This is a genomic window from Chlamydiota bacterium (assembly GCA_016178055.1).
Classification (GTDB): Bacteria; Auribacterota; JACPWU01; order JACPWU01; family JACPWU01; genus JACOUC01.
This window is the reverse complement of sequence record JACOUC010000044.1, coordinates 14,118-38,133: the sequence shown is the minus strand read 5'-3', so window position 1 is coordinate 38,133 and position 24,016 is coordinate 14,118. Positions and strand designations below refer to the sequence as shown.

The 24,016-nt window shown below is 42.2% G+C and carries 7 protein-coding genes and 1 pseudogene; 6 read left to right on the top strand and 2 right to left on the bottom strand.

Features of this window, described 5'->3' with window-relative positions; all coding sequences use genetic code 11:
- Positions 1-157: 157 nt before the first annotated feature.
- Complete coding sequence (locus HYS07_06550; GenBank protein ID MBI1870833.1) at positions 158-1,609, bottom strand: HAMP domain-containing protein; 1,452 nt, start codon at positions 1,607-1,609, stop codon at positions 158-160.
- Positions 1,606-2,286: pseudogene (locus HYS07_06545) on the bottom strand (response regulator transcription factor). The gene HYS07_06550 and the pseudogene HYS07_06545 overlap by 4 nt, the downstream one beginning before the upstream one ends.
- A 190-nt stretch (positions 2,287-2,476) precedes the next feature.
- Here HYS07_06545 and HYS07_06540 point away from each other — a divergent pair.
- From HYS07_06540 to HYS07_06515, 6 genes are all read left to right on the top strand, one after another.
- Positions 2,477-2,890: a DUF2203 domain-containing protein gene (locus HYS07_06540; protein ID MBI1870832.1), complete on the top strand. Its 414-nt coding sequence runs from the start codon at positions 2,477-2,479 to the stop codon at positions 2,888-2,890.
- 176 nt (positions 2,891-3,066) lie between these two features.
- Positions 3,067-19,560 carry a hypothetical protein gene (locus HYS07_06535; protein MBI1870831.1) on the top strand — a complete coding sequence of 5,498 codons (16,494 nt, stop codon included), beginning with the start codon at positions 3,067-3,069 and terminating at the stop codon, positions 19,558-19,560.
- Between the two features lie 188 nt (positions 19,561-19,748).
- Complete coding sequence (locus tag HYS07_06530) at positions 19,749-20,168, top strand: putative toxin-antitoxin system toxin component, PIN family (GenBank protein ID MBI1870830.1); 420 nt, start codon at positions 19,749-19,751, stop codon at positions 20,166-20,168.
- A 111-nt stretch (positions 20,169-20,279) separates the two neighbouring features.
- On the top strand, positions 20,280-22,211 hold the full coding sequence (locus HYS07_06525; protein ID MBI1870829.1) for a hypothetical protein: 1,932 nt from the start codon (positions 20,280-20,282) through the stop codon (positions 22,209-22,211).
- Positions 22,212-22,216: 5 nt separating this feature from the next.
- Complete coding sequence (locus tag HYS07_06520; GenBank protein ID MBI1870828.1) at positions 22,217-23,086, top strand: ParB N-terminal domain-containing protein; 870 nt, start codon at positions 22,217-22,219, stop codon at positions 23,084-23,086.
- Between the two features lie 11 nt (positions 23,087-23,097).
- On the top strand, positions 23,098-23,838 hold the full coding sequence (locus tag HYS07_06515) for a metallophosphoesterase (protein MBI1870827.1): 741 nt from the start codon (positions 23,098-23,100) through the stop codon (positions 23,836-23,838).
- The last annotated feature ends 178 nt before the right edge of the window (positions 23,839-24,016 follow it).

The window sequence follows — 24,016 nt, the reverse complement described above, 5'->3', positions numbered from 1 at the left end:
AAAAAGTGTATCAAAGAAAGATGACAGGAAAATGAATTTAAGATTACAAATTTTTAATGTTGCTTCTTACGGTTATAACCCCTCCAGCTCCCCTTTAAACTAAAGGGGAGGGCTCCCCTCTTAAGGTAAGAGGGGATGGGGGAGTTAGATAGGTGGTTTATTTTTTTGCGAGTGGGAGCCACACAGAAAAACAGCATCCTTCGTTATGCTTACTTTGGACTTCAATTCGCCCTTGATGGACCTCTGCAATCCATCGACATAATCCTAAACCAAAGCCTTTGGGATAAGGATCATTTCCCGATGCATGTCGACTAAAAAATTGGTTAAAGACATTGGAAAGTTCTTCGTTGGCAATTCCTGGTCCTGTATCTTTGACCTGAAGACACGCCTCGTCGTTTTGAAGGTAAGCTTGAAGGGTGATCGATCCATTGATTGGGGTATGTTTGATGGCATTATCAATCAAATTAGAAAGAAGTCTTTCTAAAAGTCGCTTTTCTCCATGAATCCAAATAGGTTGAGGATGGATCATTTTAAGCTTGATCGTTTTTCCATTCGCTATTTTTTCCCAAGATGGATAAACTTTTTTGATCAATTGTCCTAATTCGATCAAGCTCCATTCAACAGTTCCAACGCCTGCCTCACTTCGGGCGAGGGTAAGAAGTTCTTCTACAATTCGGACCATTTCGTTGAGCATGTCGAGTTGAACGTGTAGAACGCGGTTGTATTCATTGGAATCTCGAGGTTTTCTGAGGGCGAGTTCTAATTCACCTTTCATCACGGTTAAGGGTGTACGTAATTCATGAGAGGCCGCTGCACTAAATTGTCTTAATCGATTAAATCCACGTTCGATTCTTAAGAGCATTTCATTAAAGGTTTCAGACATTTGCTCAAGCTCATCGTGAGTGTTCGGGACCTCGATTCTTTTGCTTAAATTTTCTACACCAATTTGGCGAACTTGAGAAATCATTCGCCCGATGGGTTTAAGGGCTATCGAAGCCAAAAACCATCCGCCCAGAGAGGTCATCAAAATGGTTAAGGGGATGAGTCCCATCAGCCATAATTTTAAACGATTAAGGGAACGATCAATTTGCTGAAGAGACGAGCCAACTTGAATAAAATAAAGAACTTGTTCATTCTCCATAATGGGTTGTGTGATCCATCTCACTCGATGTTCTTCAAGATCAAAAGTTTGATAGACCCGTCGTCCTTCTTTTGCTTCTCTCAGTGCAGCTGGAGAAAGGGGGATATCAAATTTAGAAAGACTTGCAGAGGAAGATAAAATTTGGCCTTCTCGGGTAATCAGTCTTATGGGTTTACCTGTGTCAAGCTCTCGTGTTTCTCCAGCCCAACGCGCAATTAATTGGGGAAGTCGCCCATGCTCAATTTCACCTTCGATGCCTTCCTTAATGACTTTCGTCTCTTTTTCTGCTTCCCAAAATGCAAAGATTGCATCCGCGACTCCGTCTGCTTGAGAAGCCAAAATTTCATCAACATCTTTGGATAAGTTGAGTGACACTTGAGCGTAAAGAACCCAGCTGAAGAGGGACAGAATCACAATAATGATACCGATATACCAAAGGGTGAGCGTGAACCGGATCGAGCGAATCATGATTTTTGTGGGCCTTGGAGGCTGTAGCCGCTTCCTCGAATGGTTTTTAAAAGTTTGGGTGAAAAATCATCATCGATTTTTCGTCTCAGGCGTGCAATATGGACATCAATCACATTGGTTAGGGAATCAAAATCTTGCTCCCAGATATGCTCAGAAAGCTGAGTTCTTGTGACCACTTGGTCAGCATGTCTTAAGAAAAATTCTAAGAGGGCATATTCTCTCTGGGTGAGAATGATTTCTTTTCCGCTGCGGGTCACCCGATGGCGGAGCGTATCCATTTCAAGATTAGCCACTTTAAGAAGGGTTGGAATTAAATCACCCCGTCGCCTCATCAGGGCCCTGACGCGGGCAAGAAACTCCTCAAATTCAAAAGGCTTGGTCAAATAATCATCCGCTCCACCATCAAGTCCCATTACTTTATCTTTGGGTTCATCTTTCGCTGTTAGAATGAGGACAGGGGTTGTGACGTGATCCGTTCGAAGTTCTTTAAGAACATCAAGGCCCAATTTTTTGGGAAGAAGAAGATCTAAAACGATTAAATCATGTTCACCGGTTTGGGCAAGAAAGAGGCCTTGTTCCCCGTCATGGGCAACATCAACCGTGTAATTTTCCTCTTTCAAACCTCTTTCCAGAAAACTAGCTACACGTGGATCGTCTTCAACTAAGAGAATTCACATTTAATTGATAAACTCCTTTTTGCTAAATGCACCTTACAGTTGCGCCATTCTATAATAATTCATAATAAAATGTTTTGCTTTTTTTATACCATTTCACTACGCTTGACAGTTGTTGCTATGAATTTTTTTTATTCAAGTTACTGGCAACCGGCGACCGGTAACCGCTTTTCGTTATTCTGGAGGTGTTCCTATGCTCAACATGAAATTTTTTAGTATTGAAGGTGCGAGCGAGCTCATTCCCCAATTAGAAGTTTATGTCGAGAAACTTCGCAAAATCAAAAATAAAATTCTTCAAAAGCAAATTCAAATTGATACCCTTCTCATGGTTGGCGGGACGGCCGAACCCATTACTTACGACTCAAGCCAAGCCTCCGTTCAGAAGGATGTAGAAGAGCTTAATCTCCTGATTGAAGAATTTAATCGTGTTTTGGAAGAGATTAATAAACTGGGTTGCCAGTTGAAAGATCCTGATTTGGGCCTTATTGACTTCTTTTATATTCACAATGATAAAATTGTTAACCTCTGCTGGAAATCAGGCGAGTCAAAAGTAGAATTTTTGCATGATCTTGAAAAAGGATATACTTCAAGGCAAAAGATTTCATAGCCTCGTCTGTTGACTTTTGTTTTTGACCCCCTCTTTTTGTATCACTCCCCAATGCAGTGTATATTTGGAAGAACAAAATAATAATAATTTTTTTTGACGATTTGTTCATATTTCGTGTCTTAACTAACGAATACGTGTTGTCTTATATAAAATAATTTTTGTAACTCATTGGTATAATGATGCTTAAATATTATTTCTTTAAAAAAGTGATTTCTTCCATCACAGTGGTGGCCTTTCTTTGTTTAGATGAAGGCTTTCTTTGGGCGTCTATTTCTGAAAGTGCGCCTAGTCTTAATTATCCTAAAGAAACAGATTATCCTAACCTTTTTATTCCAAAGGAATTAGGAAGCATTATTGCCCATGGTGAAGCGACAGGGGCCCAACATACCGTTTTGCTCTTTCAGGATGTACACTCCAATTATAATGCACAAAAAAGTACGGCTGAATTGTTGAAGTACCTAGCCCGAAAATATGGCATTAGTCTGATTAATATAGAGGCAGCTTCAGGTTCTGTTCCGATTGAGAATTTTCGGTCCTTCCCTGATAAAGAGGTTCTAAAAGATGTTAGTGATTATTATATGAGTTTGGGAGAGCTCTCCGGTGCTGAGTTTGAGGCCATCAATGGAGAGGAAAAAATAGACATCAATGGAATAGAGGATGTGGATCTCTATCTAAAGAATTATGAATCCTATCGGAAAACGGCCCCGCTTCGAAAAGAAGTGAAAACGGATCTTGTCCATTTAAGAGATTTGATTATTTGGCTTCAGGACTATATTTATTCCGGAAGTGCAAAGGATTTTGGCCGCCAATTAAGTGATTATGGACAACATAAAATCTCACTTGAACAGTTTGCCCCTCAGCTTGTTAAGAAAGCCAAGGATGCTGGGATTGATTTGAGTTCTTATATGGAGGTGAAGGCCTATATTGAAGTTCTTGACTTAAAAAACAAAGTCGACATGAAAAAACTTCATGATGAAATGGCCAAACTCCTAACCTCTCTAGATGGCAAGGGCAATAAAGAGGAAATGGAAAAATTTTTGGAATTAACTTTGCGTTATCGCCTCAATGATATTCCGCCGCTAGAATTTTATCAGAGGGTAAAGACGCTCGAAGCTCGAAGCTCGAAGCTCGAAGTAAAAACAAAGCCTGCAGAAGATTTTGCCTCGAGCCTCGAGCCTCGAACCTCGAGCTTTCTAAAGACTTATCCTTCCCTTCAATCCTACATGGAATATCTCAAAGCAGATCTTGCGGTGAATGACTTGGAATTATTTGAAGAAATGAAAACGCTGGGCTTCCAGACGCTTCTTTCTCAGTGTTATTCGGATGAAGAAAAAGCTCTATGCCGATATTCCTCTTTTGTAGACACCCTCATTCATGTGGCTGATTTATCGATTCAGAAATCAGTCTATGAAGATTACAAGTCTAAAAAAACTAAAATCATTCCTGAAATTTTTAAATTTATCAAAGAACAGTCAGAACTGTATGGAATCGATGAAAAGCAGCTCGAGGCTCGAAGCTCGAAGCTCGAAGGAAAAACAAAAGCTGCAGGAGCATTTGCCTCGAGCCTCGAGCCTCGAGCTTCGAGCGAAGGAGCTTTAAAAAATCCTGCTATCAATGTAGAACAATATATACAAGAAGCGCTTTCTAAGGTCGAGCGTTACTACGACTTTGCTCTTGAACGAGACAAGGTGATGGGGGCGCATGCCCTCGAAAAATTAAAATCGGAACGATCTCCTTACAGCATTATCATTACGGGAGGCTTTCATACCTTTGGACTCACCGAAATTCTAAAAAAAGCAGGTTATTCGTATGCTGTTATCATCCCTCAATTTAAAAACGTCTCTTCCGATCGATATGAAAAAGTGATGATGGGGGAGAAGACGCCGTTTGAGGAATGGGTGGAGGAGAATATTAAGCTAGAAGCAAAATCAAACGAGCTCGAGGCTCAAAGCTCGAAGCTCGAGGCAAAAACAAAAACAAAAGAAAAAGAAGAAACAGAAACGGCGGAAAATAAATCTCTTCCTATTTTTTCCTCGAGCCTCGAGCCTCGAGCCTCGAGCAAGAAGTCAGCCTCGAGCAAAAAAAGCCTCATGCCCTATCTCTTGACCCTCTCCGATCAAATCAATCAACCTTATCGCAAAATTTGTATGGAAGTTCAAATGGTGGGAGAGGGACTGCGCCGATTATATGAAAAATTAGGCAACAAGAGATTTGACCCCTCATCCTCATCCTCATCATTCTCATCTGCAATGGATGTACTTGATTTAAAGGGAATAACTGTGAGAGGTGATGGAGAAAATCTTAGATGCCTCGTTCCCATCAGAAATTCAGGTTCTGCAATTGAAATTGATCCAAAAATCTTTCAGGTGGATCGAATGACGGGAGAGGTCCAGGGATTAAGTGTAGCTGAGGCTCGTGTTTTACATTCTACTACGGTTTTAAAGAGTTCTCTCTCGCCCGCTCCAGCGTTAGTCGTTCCTGGTGGGCCTGGTCTCGCAGCGGATCTAGGAAAATGTGTTACAGCAGATACAAGGTTGCCGATTTTAAGAAAGCGAGAGAATAGAAGTATAGGAGAAAAAGAAGAAGCCGAAGTTTATTTTTCGCAATCAGTCCCCATCGTCCAAGTTCACCCTGGCGACTATGCCTACTCTCTCAATGAAAACACGGGTCAGGTTGAACCTCATCAGATTATCGGACTCCTCGATATGGGGATTAAGCCGGTGTTTAGGCTCACAACCGTTAGCGGTAGATGCATCAAGACCACAGCGAATCATCCGTACCTTAAAAAGACGGTCGTCAGTCGTCAGTCGTCAGTCGTCAGTGAAAGAGAATGGACAGATGAGAATCAGCTACTTACGACTTACCATTTACCACTTACAACTGTTTCCGAGTGGATCAAAGTGAGCCAGCTTCAGGTGGGCGATGAGATTGCGGTGCCGAGATTAGGATTTTCTAGGGAGGAAGATCACGGTTTTCTTAACATCATCAAATGTTACTATGAAATGGCCAAAGATGTCCTTTCTACCCAGAAGATTAAAACCTACTCCAAGACGGGGCGAGAATCCGATGGTGGCTTTGAAGGAGATATTGCCTATCTTGACGGGCAAGACGTGGAAGTATACTGGGATCAAACTTCCATCGCCGACCGTTGCAAAACTTTGCTTGCCTTTTTGATAATCAATGCCTATCAGTTCTGCATCCTGAATGCAAAATATGGAATAGAAAGCTCCCGAATCAACGTAGGCATCGACACTAAACCACTCATGACGTCCCATCAATTCCAGGGTGATAATGGGGCATGGTATGTTTTTGTAACCTTTATAAGAGAACTTTATAGCGCGCTTAGGGCGCATATAAAATCTCGTGGGGATGGCACCCTCATGCCTAATATTTTAGCGTTGGGGTGTTCTGTCTTTGCTTTTTCTCTTAACTGGGCAGGTGTTCCACCGCGGTATATCTTGCCTTCAGCTACAACGATATATTCTCCTGCAAGTGTATCGACTAACCTCTGGAGGTTATGTTCTAACCACTTATCTGTATCAAATAGCTTTTTCCCTGACATTCAATTATCTCCTTGCCGAGGGAAGGATACCACATTAATTTCACGATTGTCAAACTTTTTCTCTTTTGGAACACTGGCTGAAGCGGCGGTGGTTACGCCCCTCTCCCTTACCCTCTCCCCAGCGGGGAGAGGAATGGGTGAGGGGGATCTCCTTTGGGACACGATTGCTTCTATTGAATATATCGGAAATGAACATGTCTATGACATCGAAGTTGAAGGGACGCATAATTTTATCGGTAACGGCATCTTTGCGCATAATACAGCGATTGGGCCAAATGCTGGGGCGGCGGGGTTAAATGTTGACCAAAGTGTTTCTATCGATAGTGTTTCTATCGATTGGCGAGAGAAGCGTATTCAGGAATTGAGTCTTTTAGAACAACTAGCTCTTCTTTTACTTTTAAAAAGTCGATTCGCTCGTACACCCATTCCCGCCTCCATCTTTGGCCCTGAGCATGCTGAAAAGGCTCACAAAATAGAGACGCTGGCCTATTTTATTCCTGTGCTGAACATTTTTCCTAAGGAAGTGATTGGGTGGATAAATACGAGATATGGTTGGAATTTGCCGATGGAGAGGTTGGGGGCGACGTTAGGAGGGTATCGGGTTTTATCGGGTGTGGGATCGGTGGCGTTTATGGCCGGTATCGTTTTGAGAATTGTTTTGGGTGGTTCCACCCTTGGAACGGTGTCATCTGTAATGGGCTTACTGGTAGTCTGGCCACTCGTGATAGGCACTGTGTTCGGCAGCGCTCATGAGAAGACATGGCCTGAAGCCTATCGGCGTTATTTTTTCGCGGTTGGAACAGGCCTTGCTCTATTGACATCATTGCCAGTTGCGGCTGTTTTACTGGGATGGGTTGTGATTCAAGTTCCGATCTTTTTATCATTGCCTGCGGCGTTTATTGTGGGACTCTCTCTCAATAGGGGGGCTCATTGGCTCCAGAACAAGTTGTTTTTAAAATCTTTCAAACGTCACAGCGAGGCCGATCGAGCTTTGTTTGAGCAATACAAATGGGATTTGATTTATATGGAGTATGCAGATTTGTTGAGAAAATTTAGTAGAGGACGAGTTGCGAGTGAAAAACCAGTTGCGTATGATGATATTGTGAAATATGTGAGATCAGTGTTGAAACAAAACGAAGAGGAAAGTGATTCCCAAGTGCTTCAAAGGATGAATAGGCTTCTTGCGGGGGCCCTTCGTCCTCATCAAAATTTTAGGAGGATGGTAGATTCTCTGAAAGAGGGGAAAATGTCTGTTGTGGTTCGACTGCGGGGGATAAAATATCTCAACGATGTTGTTTTTGGAGGGAGCCAGGCCAAGGCGGATGTGGTTAAAGATAAGTTTTATGAGCTTTCAAGAGAGATTTTAGGGCGAGTTATTCATGGTAAAGGCTATGCCTCTACGTTCAAGTCCATTGAATTTGCGCTTGAACCTCGTGCCAGTGAGATTAAAATTTTCACAAGCGCGGATGGTTCTGAAACAGGTCTTTATCAAATAGGTGATGAATATTGGCATATTACTGAAACAGAAGGTGGAAATTTCGATTGTAACCGGTTAGGAGAAGATTCTGGACAGACTGAAAGTCAGGCTCAAGGTTCTTGGACCACGATTAAAGTGGTGGATGCCTTAAAAGGGGAGTTAACACATGCCCTGCAAAGTTGGACGAAGGGAGAGGAAAACTATATTGTTTTTAATGGGATTTCCCTGGTGAATGGAGAAGGTGTTGTCCATACAAAATATAGTGCTAGGGCTGGAAAAGCCCTTCAGTTGGCGTTTTCAAAGGAGCCTCCTTCCCGCAAAAGTGAGATCCAACTAAATCCGAGAGAAGACATCATAAATGCTTTTCGAAGGTATCCGACGAATATCACCCTAGCGATTGGGGTTTGCGCTGTTCAGAAATCTTCCTCGATTGAGACCTCGTTTAAGGCCAATATTGCATCTCTCTTCCAGGATCTTTATCCCTTGGCTCCTCGAGAATACGATGAGGAGTGGATCTCCAAAGCCATCTCCACTTATCAATTGATTCATGAGCACTTCTTGAAACTGACATCATCTGTTTGGTTTCCAGACCCTGTTGCGAAGGGGGCTTTTTCTGAAGTTTCGGCCCGTGTCATTCGTGGGGAAGAAAATTTTCTATATGAAAAGCTTTTTGGAGAGATCACTCCAACCGATGAACAAAGGGAATCCGTACAAAGTTTAAGAAATATTCTGAGTAAAGAATTGATAGGGACAAAGTTTTCAGAAAGTGGAACAAAGATTCGCTCAACGGGGCCAACGGATGTCAGTTTTTCACATGATCAATATCGAGGTCAAACTTCTCTCGATGAAAAGCAGTTTAAAATAGTGAGCGAGTTGGTTCTTTTGGAACGGGCATTTAATATTAGAGAATCGATTTTAGGTGTGTTTCATGAATTTCCTCAGAGAAAGGAGATAGGAGAAGGGGATAACGGTAACCTTTACAGGAGCGGCGTTTTGGAACAAGCGAGGCGTGTCGAGGAAATCGAGTCAACTTTAAAGACTTTAGAAGGGGAGCTTTTAAGTACGGATATGACGATGGACAAAGTTTCTGAAAATTTAAAGAGAGTTGGAGAGACTTTATACAGTGTTCTCTCTCAAGATCCTCGTTTTTTATCTAAAGAAGAGGTTAGCCTTCGCATGAGTTCCAGGGCTTTTATTTCAAATGCCGTTTCAGCCTATGAGGCCTATCAGGATAAAAATCAAAAGCAGCAGTTTTTTGTAGGGTACGCGGATTTAAAGGGCTTTGCGCTTGGAAATCATGCAGGATTTCATGAGCGAATGATGCGTTTGGTGGAGGCCAATAAGGACTTGAAGGTGAAGTTAGGTAAAGGCATCACTCCTCATCTCATGAAGGAACTAGAATATGAATTATCTACCGATCAACTCCTTCGAAATTTGACCATTGATTTTCTAAAAGTTTTAATGGCTCAAAAACTTCATTTAATGTATCAGGCAGCTGCTCTATCAGGATTGATTGGAAGTGAGCAGGTGATGAGTTTGCAGAATTGTTACGACAAAGTTTCTGGCACCGATCCCCCAGCCGGAGAAGAAATATCATTCTATGATGACAAATTTTTATCCACGCAATTTCAAAAATTAAACCCAAGTCTGAGTGCCCCTGATTTATCGTCTGATAAGACGCCATTCGTGATTGTGAATGGAGAGCTTCGTAAGGTTGTAAATGGAAAGTCAGGTTTTACCTTGGCAGAACTTTTTGCTCCAAAGAGTAATTCCATTCGCATTGGGGGCGATGAAATTTATTTTGCCAGTCCTTTGATCTCACGAGATGTTTTGACCTTGTTCTCAGATGTCACGAGATTACGAAATGAGGCCGTACGTATTTTTGCATCTGATCCCATGACGTATCGGGATCCTCTGAGATCTAAGAAAGTGGACGTTCTCAAAGCCATTTCAGATGGGCGCCCGATTGATCAACTTAAGAAATATGAAAAGGAACATCTAGATGCGGTGCCATCCACTCGAGTTCGTCAAATGGATTGGAAACCGGACGGAAGCTATGAAAAAGTTATCCTCATGCACAACGGTAAGGGTTTTGATAGAACCGTTCTGCGCAGTTCTAACTCTACTTTGAGGAAAACAGACATTCTTTTAATGAGCTTGAGTTTAATTGTTCCTATCATTATTCTTCTTGGAAAATCATATATGGGACACATTCATCCCGAGATCTTGACGGCTGCAGCAGGTCTTTTTAATTTTATTCTCTTGGCAAGATTTCTCTCCCATGTCAGAAAATGGATCGCACAGGTCTTTGCGCAATTTAAAATGGCCGGGTGGCTTCTCAGGTACAGTGGTGACTTCCGTTGTGTGAAACTCCTCTTTCCTCACATTCAGATTCGACATTTCCCTGGGGGCCCTGAAGCAACCTTTGCCATTTTAAGCGTTGCGAATAGCGAAGAAGCGACTTCGACCATTTCGACTCAGACCAAAACCGTGAGCGGGGCGCATCCGGTGAATGCTTTAGTGGTTAATGCTGCGACAAATGCGATTGATTTAGTTATGAAAGCTGGTGGAAGGATCAAAGGAGAGACTTTGACTCGAGATAATGAATTTATAGCGAAGGTGGAAGAAATAGCAGATCCATTCTTGAGAAATTTTGGAATTATGACAGATAGAATTAAAAGCGGAGGAGTGGAGGGAGTCGTGGTGGTGGATGGATTTGGATCCATTGAAATACCCGATGACGTGGTTCTGACCCTTTCTCCAGGAGACCCTTTCTTTACGGTCACGGAAGTAGGGAAAGAGCCTGTCCAGGTTGCACTCTTCCGTGCTGAAGATGGAAGAATTTTTGCCCCTAGAGTGCTTCATAATCACTTTAAAGAGATGGGCCCTCAAGGAATTGAAGCTTTTGCCCAAGGGACGATTCACGAGAATGTGGAGAGATATACTCGAGAAAAAGATTTTAAACAGGTTGTTAATAGTATCCTTGCCAGTCCTGCTGTAAGGGTGATGAGCCAAGAAGACCAGAAAAACTTTGCAGAGGCTTTACAAGTTTTTTTCCGTGATAAGGAGGGAATTGAAATTAATTTAACTCCCCTAGCCCCTCTTTTAACTAAAGAGGGGAGTCCGACGAATAGGTTCTGCACAAGTGTGACTATCCGAGAGGGTGTAGACCCGACCCACATCCTCGCTGAGTTTTTTGAGGTGGTCAGAACATTACAAGTTCAAAAGAGGGAGGTTAGTGTTGAGGCGATTCTAACCACGACGAGTCATTTGGATCAAGAGATCTATTTTCTTACACGATATTTGTTGCGATCAACAATGATAAGGGATTTTTCAATTTGGGAGGGTTTAAGCTCCTTAAGCAGTCGAGTGAGAACTGTGTGGACATCTTCAATGGCTTGGAAATCATTGGATCGGGGTCTGAGGACGATAATTCCGTCATGGGTACCCAAAGGATATACCGAAAGATTTCCAAGCCCGACGTCTGCGGTGATGAGAACCGTTTTAAGATCCTTTGAGAGATTAAGTACTTTTCCATTGCTGATAGATGATTTACCTAACTCTTGGATCGTGACCAGTGAAAAGCCTTGGGCCTTAAGAAGCCTGGTTGTTTTTCCAAGAACACATTCATCGATGAGAAATTTCATCTTAATGGGCTTTTATTTCTTCGTAGAAATGTACTTCTTCGTTTTGGACCAGCTGGTTCGCATAGGCGATCGAGGCGTAGACGTCTTCAATCGTAATTTGTGGGAAATAATCTTCCCCCGTAATTTCTTCAGGGCTGACCCCAGCCGAAAGCAGGTCCAGGATTTGGTGTACCATAATTCTGTGCCCCCTGATGCAGGGTTGGCCATGACAGATAGACGGATTGACAGAAATGCGATGGAGCAGTTTTTCCATAATTTTGCCTCCTTTGTTAAGGATATCACCTCCTATAGGGTTTTTCAACTGCAACCGGGCTTGGAGATGATGGAAGAGGTGCAAGTACCTACTTTCACCAAAGCCGCGGGCGGGACACATCCTCTTTCTTCAAACAGAGTCACCGAAATTTTGGGCAAGATGAAGGAAAGGGGAATTCAAGGACGGGTGATCGCTAGAGATGATTCTCGCTTTAAGGGCACCGAATCTAAAACAGATTATTTTTTAAGACCTTTAGGGCTTGCGGGTGAAGGAGACAAGGGTCTGGAAAGCATCACCACTTTTGATGCGGTGGATTTGTCTTACACCTCGACGGATGGAACCGAAGTGCGTGTGAGCCTCAAGAAAGGCGATTCTGTTTTCACAGTGACAGAGACAAAGAAGGGAGAATCTCGAACGACCCAAATCGTTGCTTTTAGAGATGATGAAGGCGGCGTTTATACAACGGCGAAATTTTGGGATAAAGCGTCTGACGAGGCTTGGGTCGAGCTCTGTGTTCATGAAATCAGCGAAGTCAATGCGAGGACGAACCAGAAAATTATTTCTGCGCTTAATCAAATTCAAGTGGATGCTTCTGCTTCCGATGCTCGAGTCGAGTTTTTTAAGCGATTTGATGTTTCTCTAACAATTCAAAAAAATCAGATCACGAGTCTTAAATCTTCTAATGAATCCGATCCGGCTCACGTTCTGGCTGAGTTTCTGGAAAGAGTTCATACCTTGCAGCATCAAGGTCTTCCGATTACGGCTCAAAATATTTTGAATACCATGAGTACTTTAGACATCGAAGAAATTGCGGTCAGGCCTAAGAATGATAAGAATGAAGGAGAGATCGCCCAAGAGCATGTTGGCACAGAAGGGGTGAGGGAGAAGCTGCCGGGAGCGACAGAAACGTCTGGCCAAATCGGAAAAGCGGATGACGTCAAGGAAAGACTTGAACATCTTTTGAAAACCATGGGATTATCAGAGGAATTGTTGAAAACTCAAAGCGAGGAAATAAGCCAACGGAATCTCGGTGATCTCGCGATCAAAACTATTCGAATCAATAAGCGTGCCAACCCTCTTTCCATTCCCAAAGGAATAGAAATATTAGATAACGAGCTTGCCCCCGTCGGGAATTTTGATTTGCTTTACCGAGAGGGAAGACTTATCGCGGTATTTCCTATTCTTAATCTCGAGGAAATCAAAGAGGCTTTAAAAGGGACGTCGGAAGAAAAGATAACCGCCACACGGGCCGGTTTTAAGCCGTATGTTTTGAAACACGCCAAGTTTTTTGACTTAAGCCCTTATTATTTTGATGTGCCAAAATTCGGCAGCCAGACATCCGAAGACAAAATAAAAAAGGCGTGGAAAGATTTTGGAGAGCAATGGAAATCTGATCGAGCTGCCATTGAAAGGTATAAAAATACACCTGATGCTCAAAATCCGCTTAAGAAAGACATCGCAAGCCATACCGAATATACTACCGAGCCCGGTTTTAAGCCAAAGCCCTATGTCTACGTTGAGCTGTCATCAGAGGGTGGGTTATGGACAATCTCCCAGTTTAATCCGAATGAGTATGATCATGAGCGATATAAAAAGAAACCCGGTACTCATCAACTGATCTTTCGCGTGTTTCCGGGTATTTATCATCCCGCCCATTCTGCATCTGTCAGAACCAAACAGGTGTTTTTCAGAGCCATTGCGGGTCTTGAGCTTAATCTGAATAAAGGACACACAGCACTCGACGTTGGTTCGGGAACAGGGATTATAGCATGGGCCCTATGGCTTAGGACAAAACGGCCGGGTTATGCCATAGGTTTGAGCGATATGGAAACAGCAAATATTCTGGATACCGCTGAAATTGCCGGTATGCCTATTACTGCTGTTACAAACGATAATGTTGTAACAAACGGCAAACCTCTTTTTGAAAAAGTGGATCGCTTAACCTGGGATATGCCGTATATCTTGAATAATGTCATAAAACCTATTTTAGGAAGAATAAAACTTTCTGAGTACTGGGATGGTGGCCAAAAGGCGCGAAGGGTGCTTGAAACGTTCGGGGCTAATCTGCGCCAGGTATTGAAAGATAGCGGCAGATTGTTGATTTGGCATAAACCCTATAATGAGAGAAGAAGTCCGCCAGGTATGCTGCCGCACGATGTAGATGTTGTAAAAGAAACATTAGAAGAAGGAGGAATCAGCGTAGAGGATCGAATATGGATCGGTTATTTGGATATAGAAGGGCTACTTTACTATGGTGGGCTTGTACCTAATTCACCGACTCCAACATCCACTAATTCCGGGGACACAATACTTAATTTATCGGCTTTAACCTCCACCAAAACCATCGCTGGGTCACATCCGGTGAGTACGCCTGCGGTGAATGGGGCGATTGATGCGATTGAGGATAAATTGGGGGATGCGATTGGCCGAAATACATTGACCCGAGAGAATAGCCCAGAGTTTATTGGGGAGGCGGAGAATATAGCGGATCCATTCTTGAAAGAGTTTGGAATTATGACAGATGAGGTAGAGGGTGGAGGAGTGCAGGGAGTGGTGGTGGTGGATGAAGGCGAACCCTTTTTCACAATTACAGAGCCAGGCAAAGCTCCAGTTCAGGTTGCATTCTTCCGTGCTGAAGATGGGAGAATCTTTGTGCCCAGAGTGCTCCATGATCACTTTAAAGAGATGGGCCCTCAAGGAATTGAAATCTTTGCCCAGGGGGCGATTCATGAAAATGTGGAGAGGTATACTCAAGGGAAAAATTTTACACAAGTTATCAATAAAATTCTTGCGAGCGATGCTGTAAAGAAAATGGGTCCAGAGGCTCAGAAAAACTTTGCCGAGGCTTTACAAGTATTTTTCCGTGATAAATCGGGTATCGAAATTGTTTTAACTCCCCCAGCCCCTCTTTTAACTAAAGAGGGGAGCCAAACTCAAGTTGAGAGTCTGCCCCAAACAGGGAACTGGTCTTGCACAAGTGTAACTGTCCGAGAAGGCATAGACCCGACCCATATCCTCGCTGAATTCTTTGAGGTGGTCAGGACGCTGCAAATCGAAAAGCAAAATCTTTCTTCACAGAATGTATTACGAACAGTGAGTATTTTAGATCGATCGATCCTGATGACGTCTATTTCTACTGTTCTGACAAATCTCAATCCTACGTATCCGGATCTTTCCCATGTTGAAAAGTCTTCTTTGCTAACAAATCCAATTTATAGAGAGGCCCCTCTTTTTAATTACTTTACTGAGCTGGAATCCTTCTTGAGACTCAATGCTCAAGCTTTAAAGACATTGAAGGCGCCTTCCGGTTCAGGTTTAACACAAGAGGCCTTATTGGGTTTAACGACGGACTTAAGGCATTTAGATGCTTTATTGGGGAATATTGCAGCTGAAGATGATTTTAATAATCCTTTCGTTCTGATGGCGATGAAAATTTCCAGAATCCTTGATAGTGTCAGGGGTTCTCTTGTCAATGAATATGAGGCTCATTATATCGGAGAAGATTTTGGGTCGCCTTTACCCCAATCGGTCGTTGACCCATTTAGTTTGCAGGCTCGTACATTGACGATGGAAAATTCGCAAAGTGGGAAGTCGCTTCAGGGAACATTGGCGATGGGAAAGGCTATTGCAGGGGATGAAGCGATGAGGAGCGTTCTAGGGGGATCTTTAAACCTTGCCTATCCTGGCTATGGAGGTCATCACATGCCGCTTCTTCTCGCTTTTGATTTATTGGAAAGAGGAGTGGTGAAAGAAGCCAATCTTTATTTTATTGATAAGGGAGATGATTCTCAAAATTATTCAGAATTGCTTCCTCAGTATTTAAGGGGGTTGGCTGAAAAAAATGTGATCAGTGGTCTTGAAATAACCAATGGAGATTCTGGAGTTGAGTGTCATTTTAATTACGTGACGCATGGAGAAGAAAAGAGAAGTTTCCCTGTACAGGTTATTTTTAGAAAAACGGATTACTGGAAATTTGATAAATGGATCCCGCAAGATCACCCCGTCAATTTTCTCTATGCTCACATCCCTGCAAATAATACCGGGGGACGTGCCATTATTCCTTTGCTTGGAGAAAGGGAAGCATTCCATCAGAATCGCCCAATCATCTATGCAGTCGAAGACGCTAGATATGTTGTTCCTGAAGCTTTAGGAAAAGTAATCAAAGAAATTCCTATTCCTGGAGTTCAATACGGCTCTCACGAAGTTTCTGATCCCGATAAAACAGCGCTTGGTTTGAAATTATTTGTGGTGGAGCCAGCTCAAACGTCTGGAGTTTCTGAAATTCATAGAAAAATAATGACTGAAACTGCTCTACCTTTAGTTCAACTCATGGGCAAGGTTTATCAAAAAGGTGGAAGGCCGAAGGTCGAAGGTCGAGGGTCGGAGGAGTTTGAGTTATACACTGGGTCTTTGACTCAAACAGGACCTGATGCGGAAAATGTGATCACATTGAGTACACAATCAGGTGAGGCGCTGTTTTTAGAGGATGGAAAACCCGCCCAAGTTGTGTGGAGAGGTAAGACCGAGACCTTGGATCAGGGTTTTGTGAATGAGAGGGTGCTGGGAAGAATTGAAGCTGAGGTTCCTGGGTTGAAAACAGCAGTTGAATCTTTATTAAAGAGCGGGGCCAAAGTCAAAGTCCTTCAAGATAACCCTTATATTCACGGTTTCCCAAGCACTACGGCTGGGGATGATTCTATTTATTTGACTCATACAGTTGTCGCAAGTGATATTGCGTTTGTACATGAGGTAAGTGAGCGGGTGTTGCCGAATGATCCGACATTTTTAGGGATTCAAGAAGATTATCCTGAATTGAATGTGCATACTTTTACAAGAGGGGCAGGAAAGAAAGCAAGAGAGGTTGCAAAAGGTTTTTTTGCCTCTAGCCTCGAGCCTCGAGCTTCGAGCTTGCCTGTAGAAAATGACAAAACAGAAACTGAGAGCCTCATCGCTTATCTCAAACAAGAACTTCCCGAGTCCCGCCAAAACGAATCCGAATTCGCCCTCATTCGCTATAACGCATCTCGTCATCACGCCACTGGCCCAGCCCTTCTTTGGGGACTTCAGGATCGGGTGTTTGGGGAGGCAGCAAATCTGAAGTTTAGTCGTCATTTAGATTCAGCCTGGCTTTCCTCTTTAGAAAAGAAAGTTTTGGGACCTCGTACTTTTAAAGAAGGTGAAAATATTGGTTTATTAAAGAAATATATTTCTAGCATCAGAGACAATATTGCAGGAACTTCGTTTCATGTGAACTCCATGGATATTACAGCGTTTCGCATTTTGCGGCAGGTTCAAAGAATTATAGAAGAGGGGAAAAGATTAGAGCCTGATTATCTAAAAGTTTTAATGGGAACCTTACTTCAGATGGAGACACTAGGTCCTAAGAATCATCTTGATGAGGGGGATAAAACACACTTAAATAATGCAAAGGTGAGAATTCTCGATGCCATTCAAAAAATAGTTGAAAATAGTCCAGAAACACATCGTCAAATAATGGATCGTTTTTTAAGAAGTGCTCCAATTACATTTTCTGTAGGTCGTAATGAGCTGAGTTTGGGTCAGTATCGACGAGATGCCGCTCGGGTAGCTGGAACCTCTGGAGAAGAGACGCTCAAGACTCCGGCTTGGAATGAATGGACGTCTTATGAGCTAGGTATTGAGGCTGAATTGAGGCAGGGAATGATTAGGATGGCGAAAGGGATTCTCGCATCCGAAGCAAATGTCAAAACTCCTCCGGGTCGATCCCCACCTCCGGGTGAGAAAAGACATCTAATTTATCATGGCATGATGACAGCTCTGCTTGGGGCTTTAGAGCAAAATAATCCGGGTCAAGAACTTGTTCAAATTCGATATGCAGATTTAGGTGAAAATGTGGATGCCCAAAGAGAGATTGTGCATGAGGGGGGTCGAGATATTTTGCGTATTATGGTGAATGGTTCTCGGTGGCCGCTTAAACGCTTGAATTCATCTGAAGGAATTGAATCCCTTCTTTCCATGGCGCTTCATGAGGCTGGGGAGGAGGAAAAGCACGAAGGACGAACGACTTCGCTTTCTTGGATGCCTCAAGCTCTCTCTCATCCCGAAATGGCGGATGGGGCTGAGGCCTGGGTCCGATGGGTTCGTTCAGAGGGAAGAGAGTTTATCCCCCTTCGAATTCAAAGTTCGATTCGTGAAGTTGTCGGAAGGGCTGTGGGCGAGGCTCAAGATGCTAAGGATTTAATCCAACAATGGCTTAGACCTTATACCTACGATCAAGTTTTATATGGGAATGATGGCGAAGCTGAAATGATTTCTAAAACTTTTGCCATTTCTTTTGCAGAGTTGACTCAAAAAGCGATTGTAGTGACCCTCTTAGGAAAAACACTCGCCCTATCTGCGGAAGGTTTGAAGGATAGAGCCATGTCTTATGGTATTACTCAAAAAGACTTTGAAAGAACTTGGGCGAGACTCATTTTCGAAGAGAAAATTTCAATTGTGAATCCAGTGATTCCTGGCGTTGATTTTACCGAAAAGACCGTGAGAAATGTGAAGGGAAACATTGAGAATGGAGCTTTGCAGGATGGGGAAGGCAGGGTCGTTAAACCGACCCGTGTAGAAGAAGAGAGCAAAGTTCTTAACATTAGACATTTAATTCCAACACAGGAAAATGTTTATTGGGGACTCACTGCGTTTCGGATTCCTGAGTTCAAAAAACGTTCTTCAGATCGCAAGAAGGTGATTGCTGTTGAACTTTTGGATGATCGTGGAAATAAAAAATATTTTATCTGGTTTGGTCATAATTTAGTCAAGGCCGCTCAGCTTTTGGCTGAATCACAGGTTGATGTTATTGTGATAAGACCTTTGATAGAAGATGAAAGGGGTGTGTATGAGACTTATTCCAGATTGCAAACCAATAATATGGGAAAATGGGTACCCAATGGCATGCAGGACATTGTAGGAACGGTCAATACTGCATTGAATGGGGATAGAAAATTTAAAGGATTTCGTGATATTAACACGATGAAAAAAGGAATGGAAGAACATCATGACCGTCGTGACAGGAATTGTTGGACCCATTTTACATTGAGCACTTTTATGGGACGACGATCGACTTGTCTGTTCATGAAATATCTCATTGACCCTGCTCGTATCGCACGAAGAGACAGGGAGAAGGAAGTGCTTGTCATTGATGCAGAAACAGTTTTCCCAAAGGGAGATTTTTCGGATGAAAGGATTCAGGATCTAAAGCGACATCTCAATTTTATTCGTGGGAAACTAGGTCAGGGTCAGGAGCGCCTAAAGATATGGATTAAGAACTTTGATTTTAATGAGGATGGATTGGCAACGATCAGAGATAATTTATCTGAATATGGTGAGTGGATTCGCTGGCTCAGGCCAGAAGAGGATCTTAGAGTAACATTGCAGACGGCTGAATATTCATTAAAGCATGTCATTTTGGCTTATGATGGTTCCCACAGAGAAACATTAGAAGCCATTCTGGGTGATGATGAGCTTCAACGTGCCATCCTTATGAAGCAGCCGGCCTCCTTGTCGGCTACTTTACTCGCCTGCCTGATTCGTGAAGAGGGTTTCAAAGACGCTTTCACTGATGAAGAAAAAGCAGAGGTAAAAGAAATGATCGAAGGACTTGAAGTAGGTGATTGGAAAGCCCTCACTGTAAAACCCATTGAGGCCAGTCAAAGTATTGAAGAAGAGCGTCAGGGAAGGAAAGCTGCAAGTACAGCGATGTAAAAAATCAAAAGAAACGTAGCAGTTTAGTCCCGGGAACTGAGGCTGGTTTCTGACGGGGCGCTCGGGTGAGCCCCCCGGCGGCCTGTCGCTCGACGGAGCCGTTCGCTAGTTTCATCCAAAGAGCTTGAAAAGTTGATTCTAGAAGCTTCTCAGGTCAAAGGTCAGAAGAACCGGTCGCGGTTTTCCAGATGATCAAGGCTGTTATAGATGCAAATGTTGTTGTAAGTGCATTGATCAATAAAAAGGGTACACCTGCCAAAATATTGGATCACCTCCAATTTGATCGATTTGTCATGGTGGTTTCAAAGGAAATTCTCTTCGAGATTCGTAGGGTCTTAAAATATCCCAAATGGGTCAAGATTCATCAGCTCTCTTTTATTGAAATTGATGAATTTGTAAACAATCTTGAGACTTTATCGCTTAGTGTAATCCTTCGGGGCGGCCATCAATTTCCTGTTAGAGATATCAATGATGTGATTTATTTAGAAGCTGCTGAGGTTTCTCAAGCTGACTACGTTGTGTCCGGAGATAAGGATTTACGGGCTCTTGAGCAGTATCATTTCATACCTATTCTCTCTCCACGAAAATTCCTGAATCTATTAAAATAGCCTTCTGTATTCCGGGGACATCATACTTAATGATAAACCCAAGGACAGAGATTGGAGAATTAATACCTCATTCAACCCCTCCTCTTGCTCCAAGGCTATAAAAAGGGTAAAATGAAACAAGAAAAGGGGTTGCAAATGGTGAAAAAAAAGATCCGAGATGGGCGCCTTCAAAGTCAATTTCAGGTGACTGAAGTTGCTTCTTGGACCTTGGTTGCGACCCTGATGGGTTTGGTTCAAAGTGGGTTAGTGAAGGTTGAAACCTCGTTTTTTCTTACCACTTTTCTTTTGGCCTTTCTTGTGTCCAGTGTGCTTCTTCATCATGTGTTTCCTCGTTGGTTTTCTGTTGAAAAGATGAGGATGATCGAATCTTTTAACTTCTTCATTTTCTCAGCGTTATTAATTCACTTAACGGGAGGGTCCCATAGCCCGTTTTGGTTGTTGTCCTATTTGCCCATTATGATTTCCTTAGGTCTACTCCAGACAACTTTAAGTTTTTGGATTTTATCCTTAACGGTTGCTTTATGTCTTTTAGAAATGGGTCATGATTATCTGCATGAAGACTTGAGTCAACTGTCGATCATGATTCTGAATATTTTTAGTTTGACCTCTTTAACAACTTTAGGATATTTCCTCATGCGTACCGTGGTTCAAGAGAGAAAATTAAAAGATTTGGCCTTGGGAGATAGGGAGATAGCGCTTAAAGAGCGAGATCGCAATTATCAATTGCTTCAAGAACGGCAGGGAGAAGTTGAAGAATTTAGCCGAAGGCTTTCTGATATTAATCAGGAGCTCATGACTCAGCAAACCCAACTTTTACATATTACAGAGGATCTTGAACAGACCAATCGAGAGCTCAAGAAAATTGATCGGATGAAGAGTGATTTTGTTTCAATGGTGAGTCATGAGTTAAAAACCCCTTTAACTGTGATTAAGGAGAGCATTGCCCTTCTTTTAGAAGATGCTGCTTCTACCTTTTCGGCTGAACAACAAAAATTTTTGAACATTACGAGTCACAATACGGAAAGGCTTTCTCATTTGATCCAAGACATTTTGGATTTTTCAAAATTAGAGTCTAAAAAGATGAAGATGAAAAAAGAGAAGGTGAAAATCGAACCTATTTTTTCTCTTTTATGGGAACAGTACAAGAGAATGGCTGAGGAAAAGAAAATTAAGCTTACTTTTTCATCGGAAGATTCCTTAGAAGTTTATGCGGATCCGGGACGTCTCCGTCAGATTTTAGATAATTTTTTAAGCAATGCCTTTAAATTTACCCCTCTTCAGGGTTCAATTGAAATTGAAGCAAGTCTTACGGATCGTGAGTGGGTGTTGAATCAACTTCGTCAATGGAGAGGAGAAGAAATGATTAAAAATTTTGACATTGTCCAATTGATGTTTTGGAAGCAGTTTGTTGTCTTGGGGGTTAAAGATTCAGGGCAAGGGATCGCTCGAGCAGACATCCCTAAAATTTTCGAGAAATTTTTTCAGTTGGATCATCAAGAGGCACGTCCTCGGGGGACAGGATTGGGATTGGCGATTGTAAAAGAGTTGGTGCTTGCCCATCAAGGAGCGGTGTGGGTTGAAAGCGAGATTGGAAAGGGGACAACGTTTAAGGTTGGCCTTCCTGTTTTTCAAGAAGCTGTTCAGCCTATTTTGGCTTTGAATCAATGGCTAGATCGTTCTAAGCAACTTAAAGAAAATGTGATGTTTATGTTTTTAGATTTTAGAAGGTCTTCGGAAATGAAGAAGGATTTTCAAGAGCGAATGATTTTTCTAGATGGATTTCAAGAGCTTTTAAAATCTTCAATGAATCATGCGAAAGATACGGTCGCTCGCATCGGGACGGATCAATTTTTAATGGGTGTTTTGGAGGCCCGTCATGATCAAATGTTTAGTCTGTTAGAGAAAATTCAAAAGGGCATGCGTGAAAAAGGATGGGGAGAATGGGAATCAATGATGCGCTATCATCTTCAAGGCTTTTCTTATGATAAAATGAATGATAAATCTATTTTAGAACAATTTGATAACATCCAAGAGCAGAGATAGAAGATATGAAGACTGAAGAAGGTCAACTCGTCGATTTTCAAACGGTTCAGTCGAATCTCGATCGCGTTTCAGAAATTCGAAGGGGAATGATGCCCATTCCTATTCGAAAAATTGTGGGAAGTTTGGGGCGGTATCGGGATTTTAACAACGAGTTTTTACCCAATAAGAAGCGCATGGATGCAAAATATTTAAGTGTGCTCATGGCCGTTCGCTCGGGCCTTGAGCTTCCCCCCGTTCAAGTTTATCAAGTGAATGATAAATATTTTGTGATTGATGGACATCATCGGGTGAGTGTTGCAAAGTTTGAAGAAAAAAAAGAATTTATTGATGCGGAGGTCATTGAAATTCGCTTTGATTTTAAGTTAGATCCACGAAAACGCTATAAAGTTTCAACAGAGGAAGCGCGTCAATTTCTCATTGCCTTAGAGGAAGAAGCTTTTCAAAAAAAGACATTTTTAAAAAATCGTATTTTGATTTACCCATTGAAAGTTTCTGAATTAACAAGTTATGCAAAGCTTTATGAGGAGATTTTGGATTTTAAAAAGAATTATGAAAGTGGTGCCTTGACCTCTAAAGATGTGATTTATGCCAGTTACAGTTGGTATGAAAAAAGATTTTTCCCTGCGGTTCAGACGATTTTTGAAGAAAAAATTTTGGAACATTTTCCCAAAAGAACATATACCGATCTTTATGTCTGGATGAATTTACACAAGTATTACCTTAGTCAGAAGGCTGGACACGACGTGGGATTTGATTTTACGAAGAAGGATTTTTTGGAAAAATATAGTCCGCCGGGTTTCTTGGAAATTTTACCAGGTCGTGTGAAGGATCTCTTGGGAGTTTTGAGAAGGAAAAAGGAAATCGCTGTACGCTGAACGCCCTTTTTATGAAACTCTTAGCTGTTTCAGATAAAGAAAGTACAACCCTTCTTCATTGGATAGAAGAGGGGGAGCCTTCTTTGAAAGAGGTTGATCTCGTTATTTCCTGTGGGGACCTTTCCAGTTCTTATTTAGAATTCGTTGAGGGCTCTTTGGGAAAACATTTAATTTATGTGAGAGGCAATCATGATCCGGTAGAGGAAAAGAACGTAGGGCCGTTCATTGCCCATAAATCCTTGTTTCAGGAACCGGTTTATAAAGAATTTCTTGGAACATTTGAAGGGTTGGAGAATCTCCATGGTCGTCTGTTTATTTTTTCTGACTGGGTGATTGTCGGATTGGAGGGATCCCTATGGTATAACGGGGAAGGCCCTCAATATACGGAAGAAGCGATGTCAAAGGTGGTCCGCCATATTGAACATTGTTTAAGGTGGAGGCAGATAATCGATTTTGTGCGAGGATTGTCTAAGAAAGTTCTTGTCATTTCTCATGCACCTCCACGGGGGATTCATGATGGTGAAGATTTATGTCATCGAGGTTTTGATTGTTTTCATCATTTGTTTAAAAGTTTTTCTCCCCATTTATGGATTCATGGTCATACATCGACTCATAGTTTGACCCAGAATCAAGTGAGTCTCTTAGGAAAAACAACCTTTTTAAATGCCTACGAGCACAAATTTATTTCTCTTAACGAAGGTTGTGATCCGGTTATCTCATACAAGCCAACTGTTTTAATAAATCAGTTGTAAGCTACTTTTTGTTCATTCTGATGAGAATGTGTCCTTCTCAATCACTTGCTTTCAATTTCTCAATCTCAAAATAAATTCTGGAACAATTCTTGCTGTAATAGCTTCCACGTCTTTGTGTCTCTACGAGTTTGCAAATCTCTCAGATTGACAGAATTTGAAACTCATGGTGAGATAGTAA

Coding starts and splice junctions, on each gene's coding strand:
- HYS07_06550 (MBI1870833.1), bottom strand. CDS start 1,609: ATGATTCGCTCGATCCGGTTCACGCTCACCCTTTGGTATATCGGTATC.
- HYS07_06540 (MBI1870832.1), top strand. CDS start 2,477: ATGCTCAACATGAAATTTTTTAGTATTGAAGGTGCGAGCGAGCTCATT.
- HYS07_06530 (MBI1870830.1), top strand. CDS start 19,749: ATGATCAAGGCTGTTATAGATGCAAATGTTGTTGTAAGTGCATTGATC.
- HYS07_06525 (MBI1870829.1), top strand. CDS start 20,280: ATGAAACAAGAAAAGGGGTTGCAAATGGTGAAAAAAAAGATCCGAGAT.
- HYS07_06520 (MBI1870828.1), top strand. CDS start 22,217: ATGAAGACTGAAGAAGGTCAACTCGTCGATTTTCAAACGGTTCAGTCG.
- HYS07_06535 (MBI1870831.1), top strand. CDS start 3,067: ATGATGCTTAAATATTATTTCTTTAAAAAAGTGATTTCTTCCATCACA.
- HYS07_06515 (MBI1870827.1), top strand. CDS start 23,098: ATGAAACTCTTAGCTGTTTCAGATAAAGAAAGTACAACCCTTCTTCAT.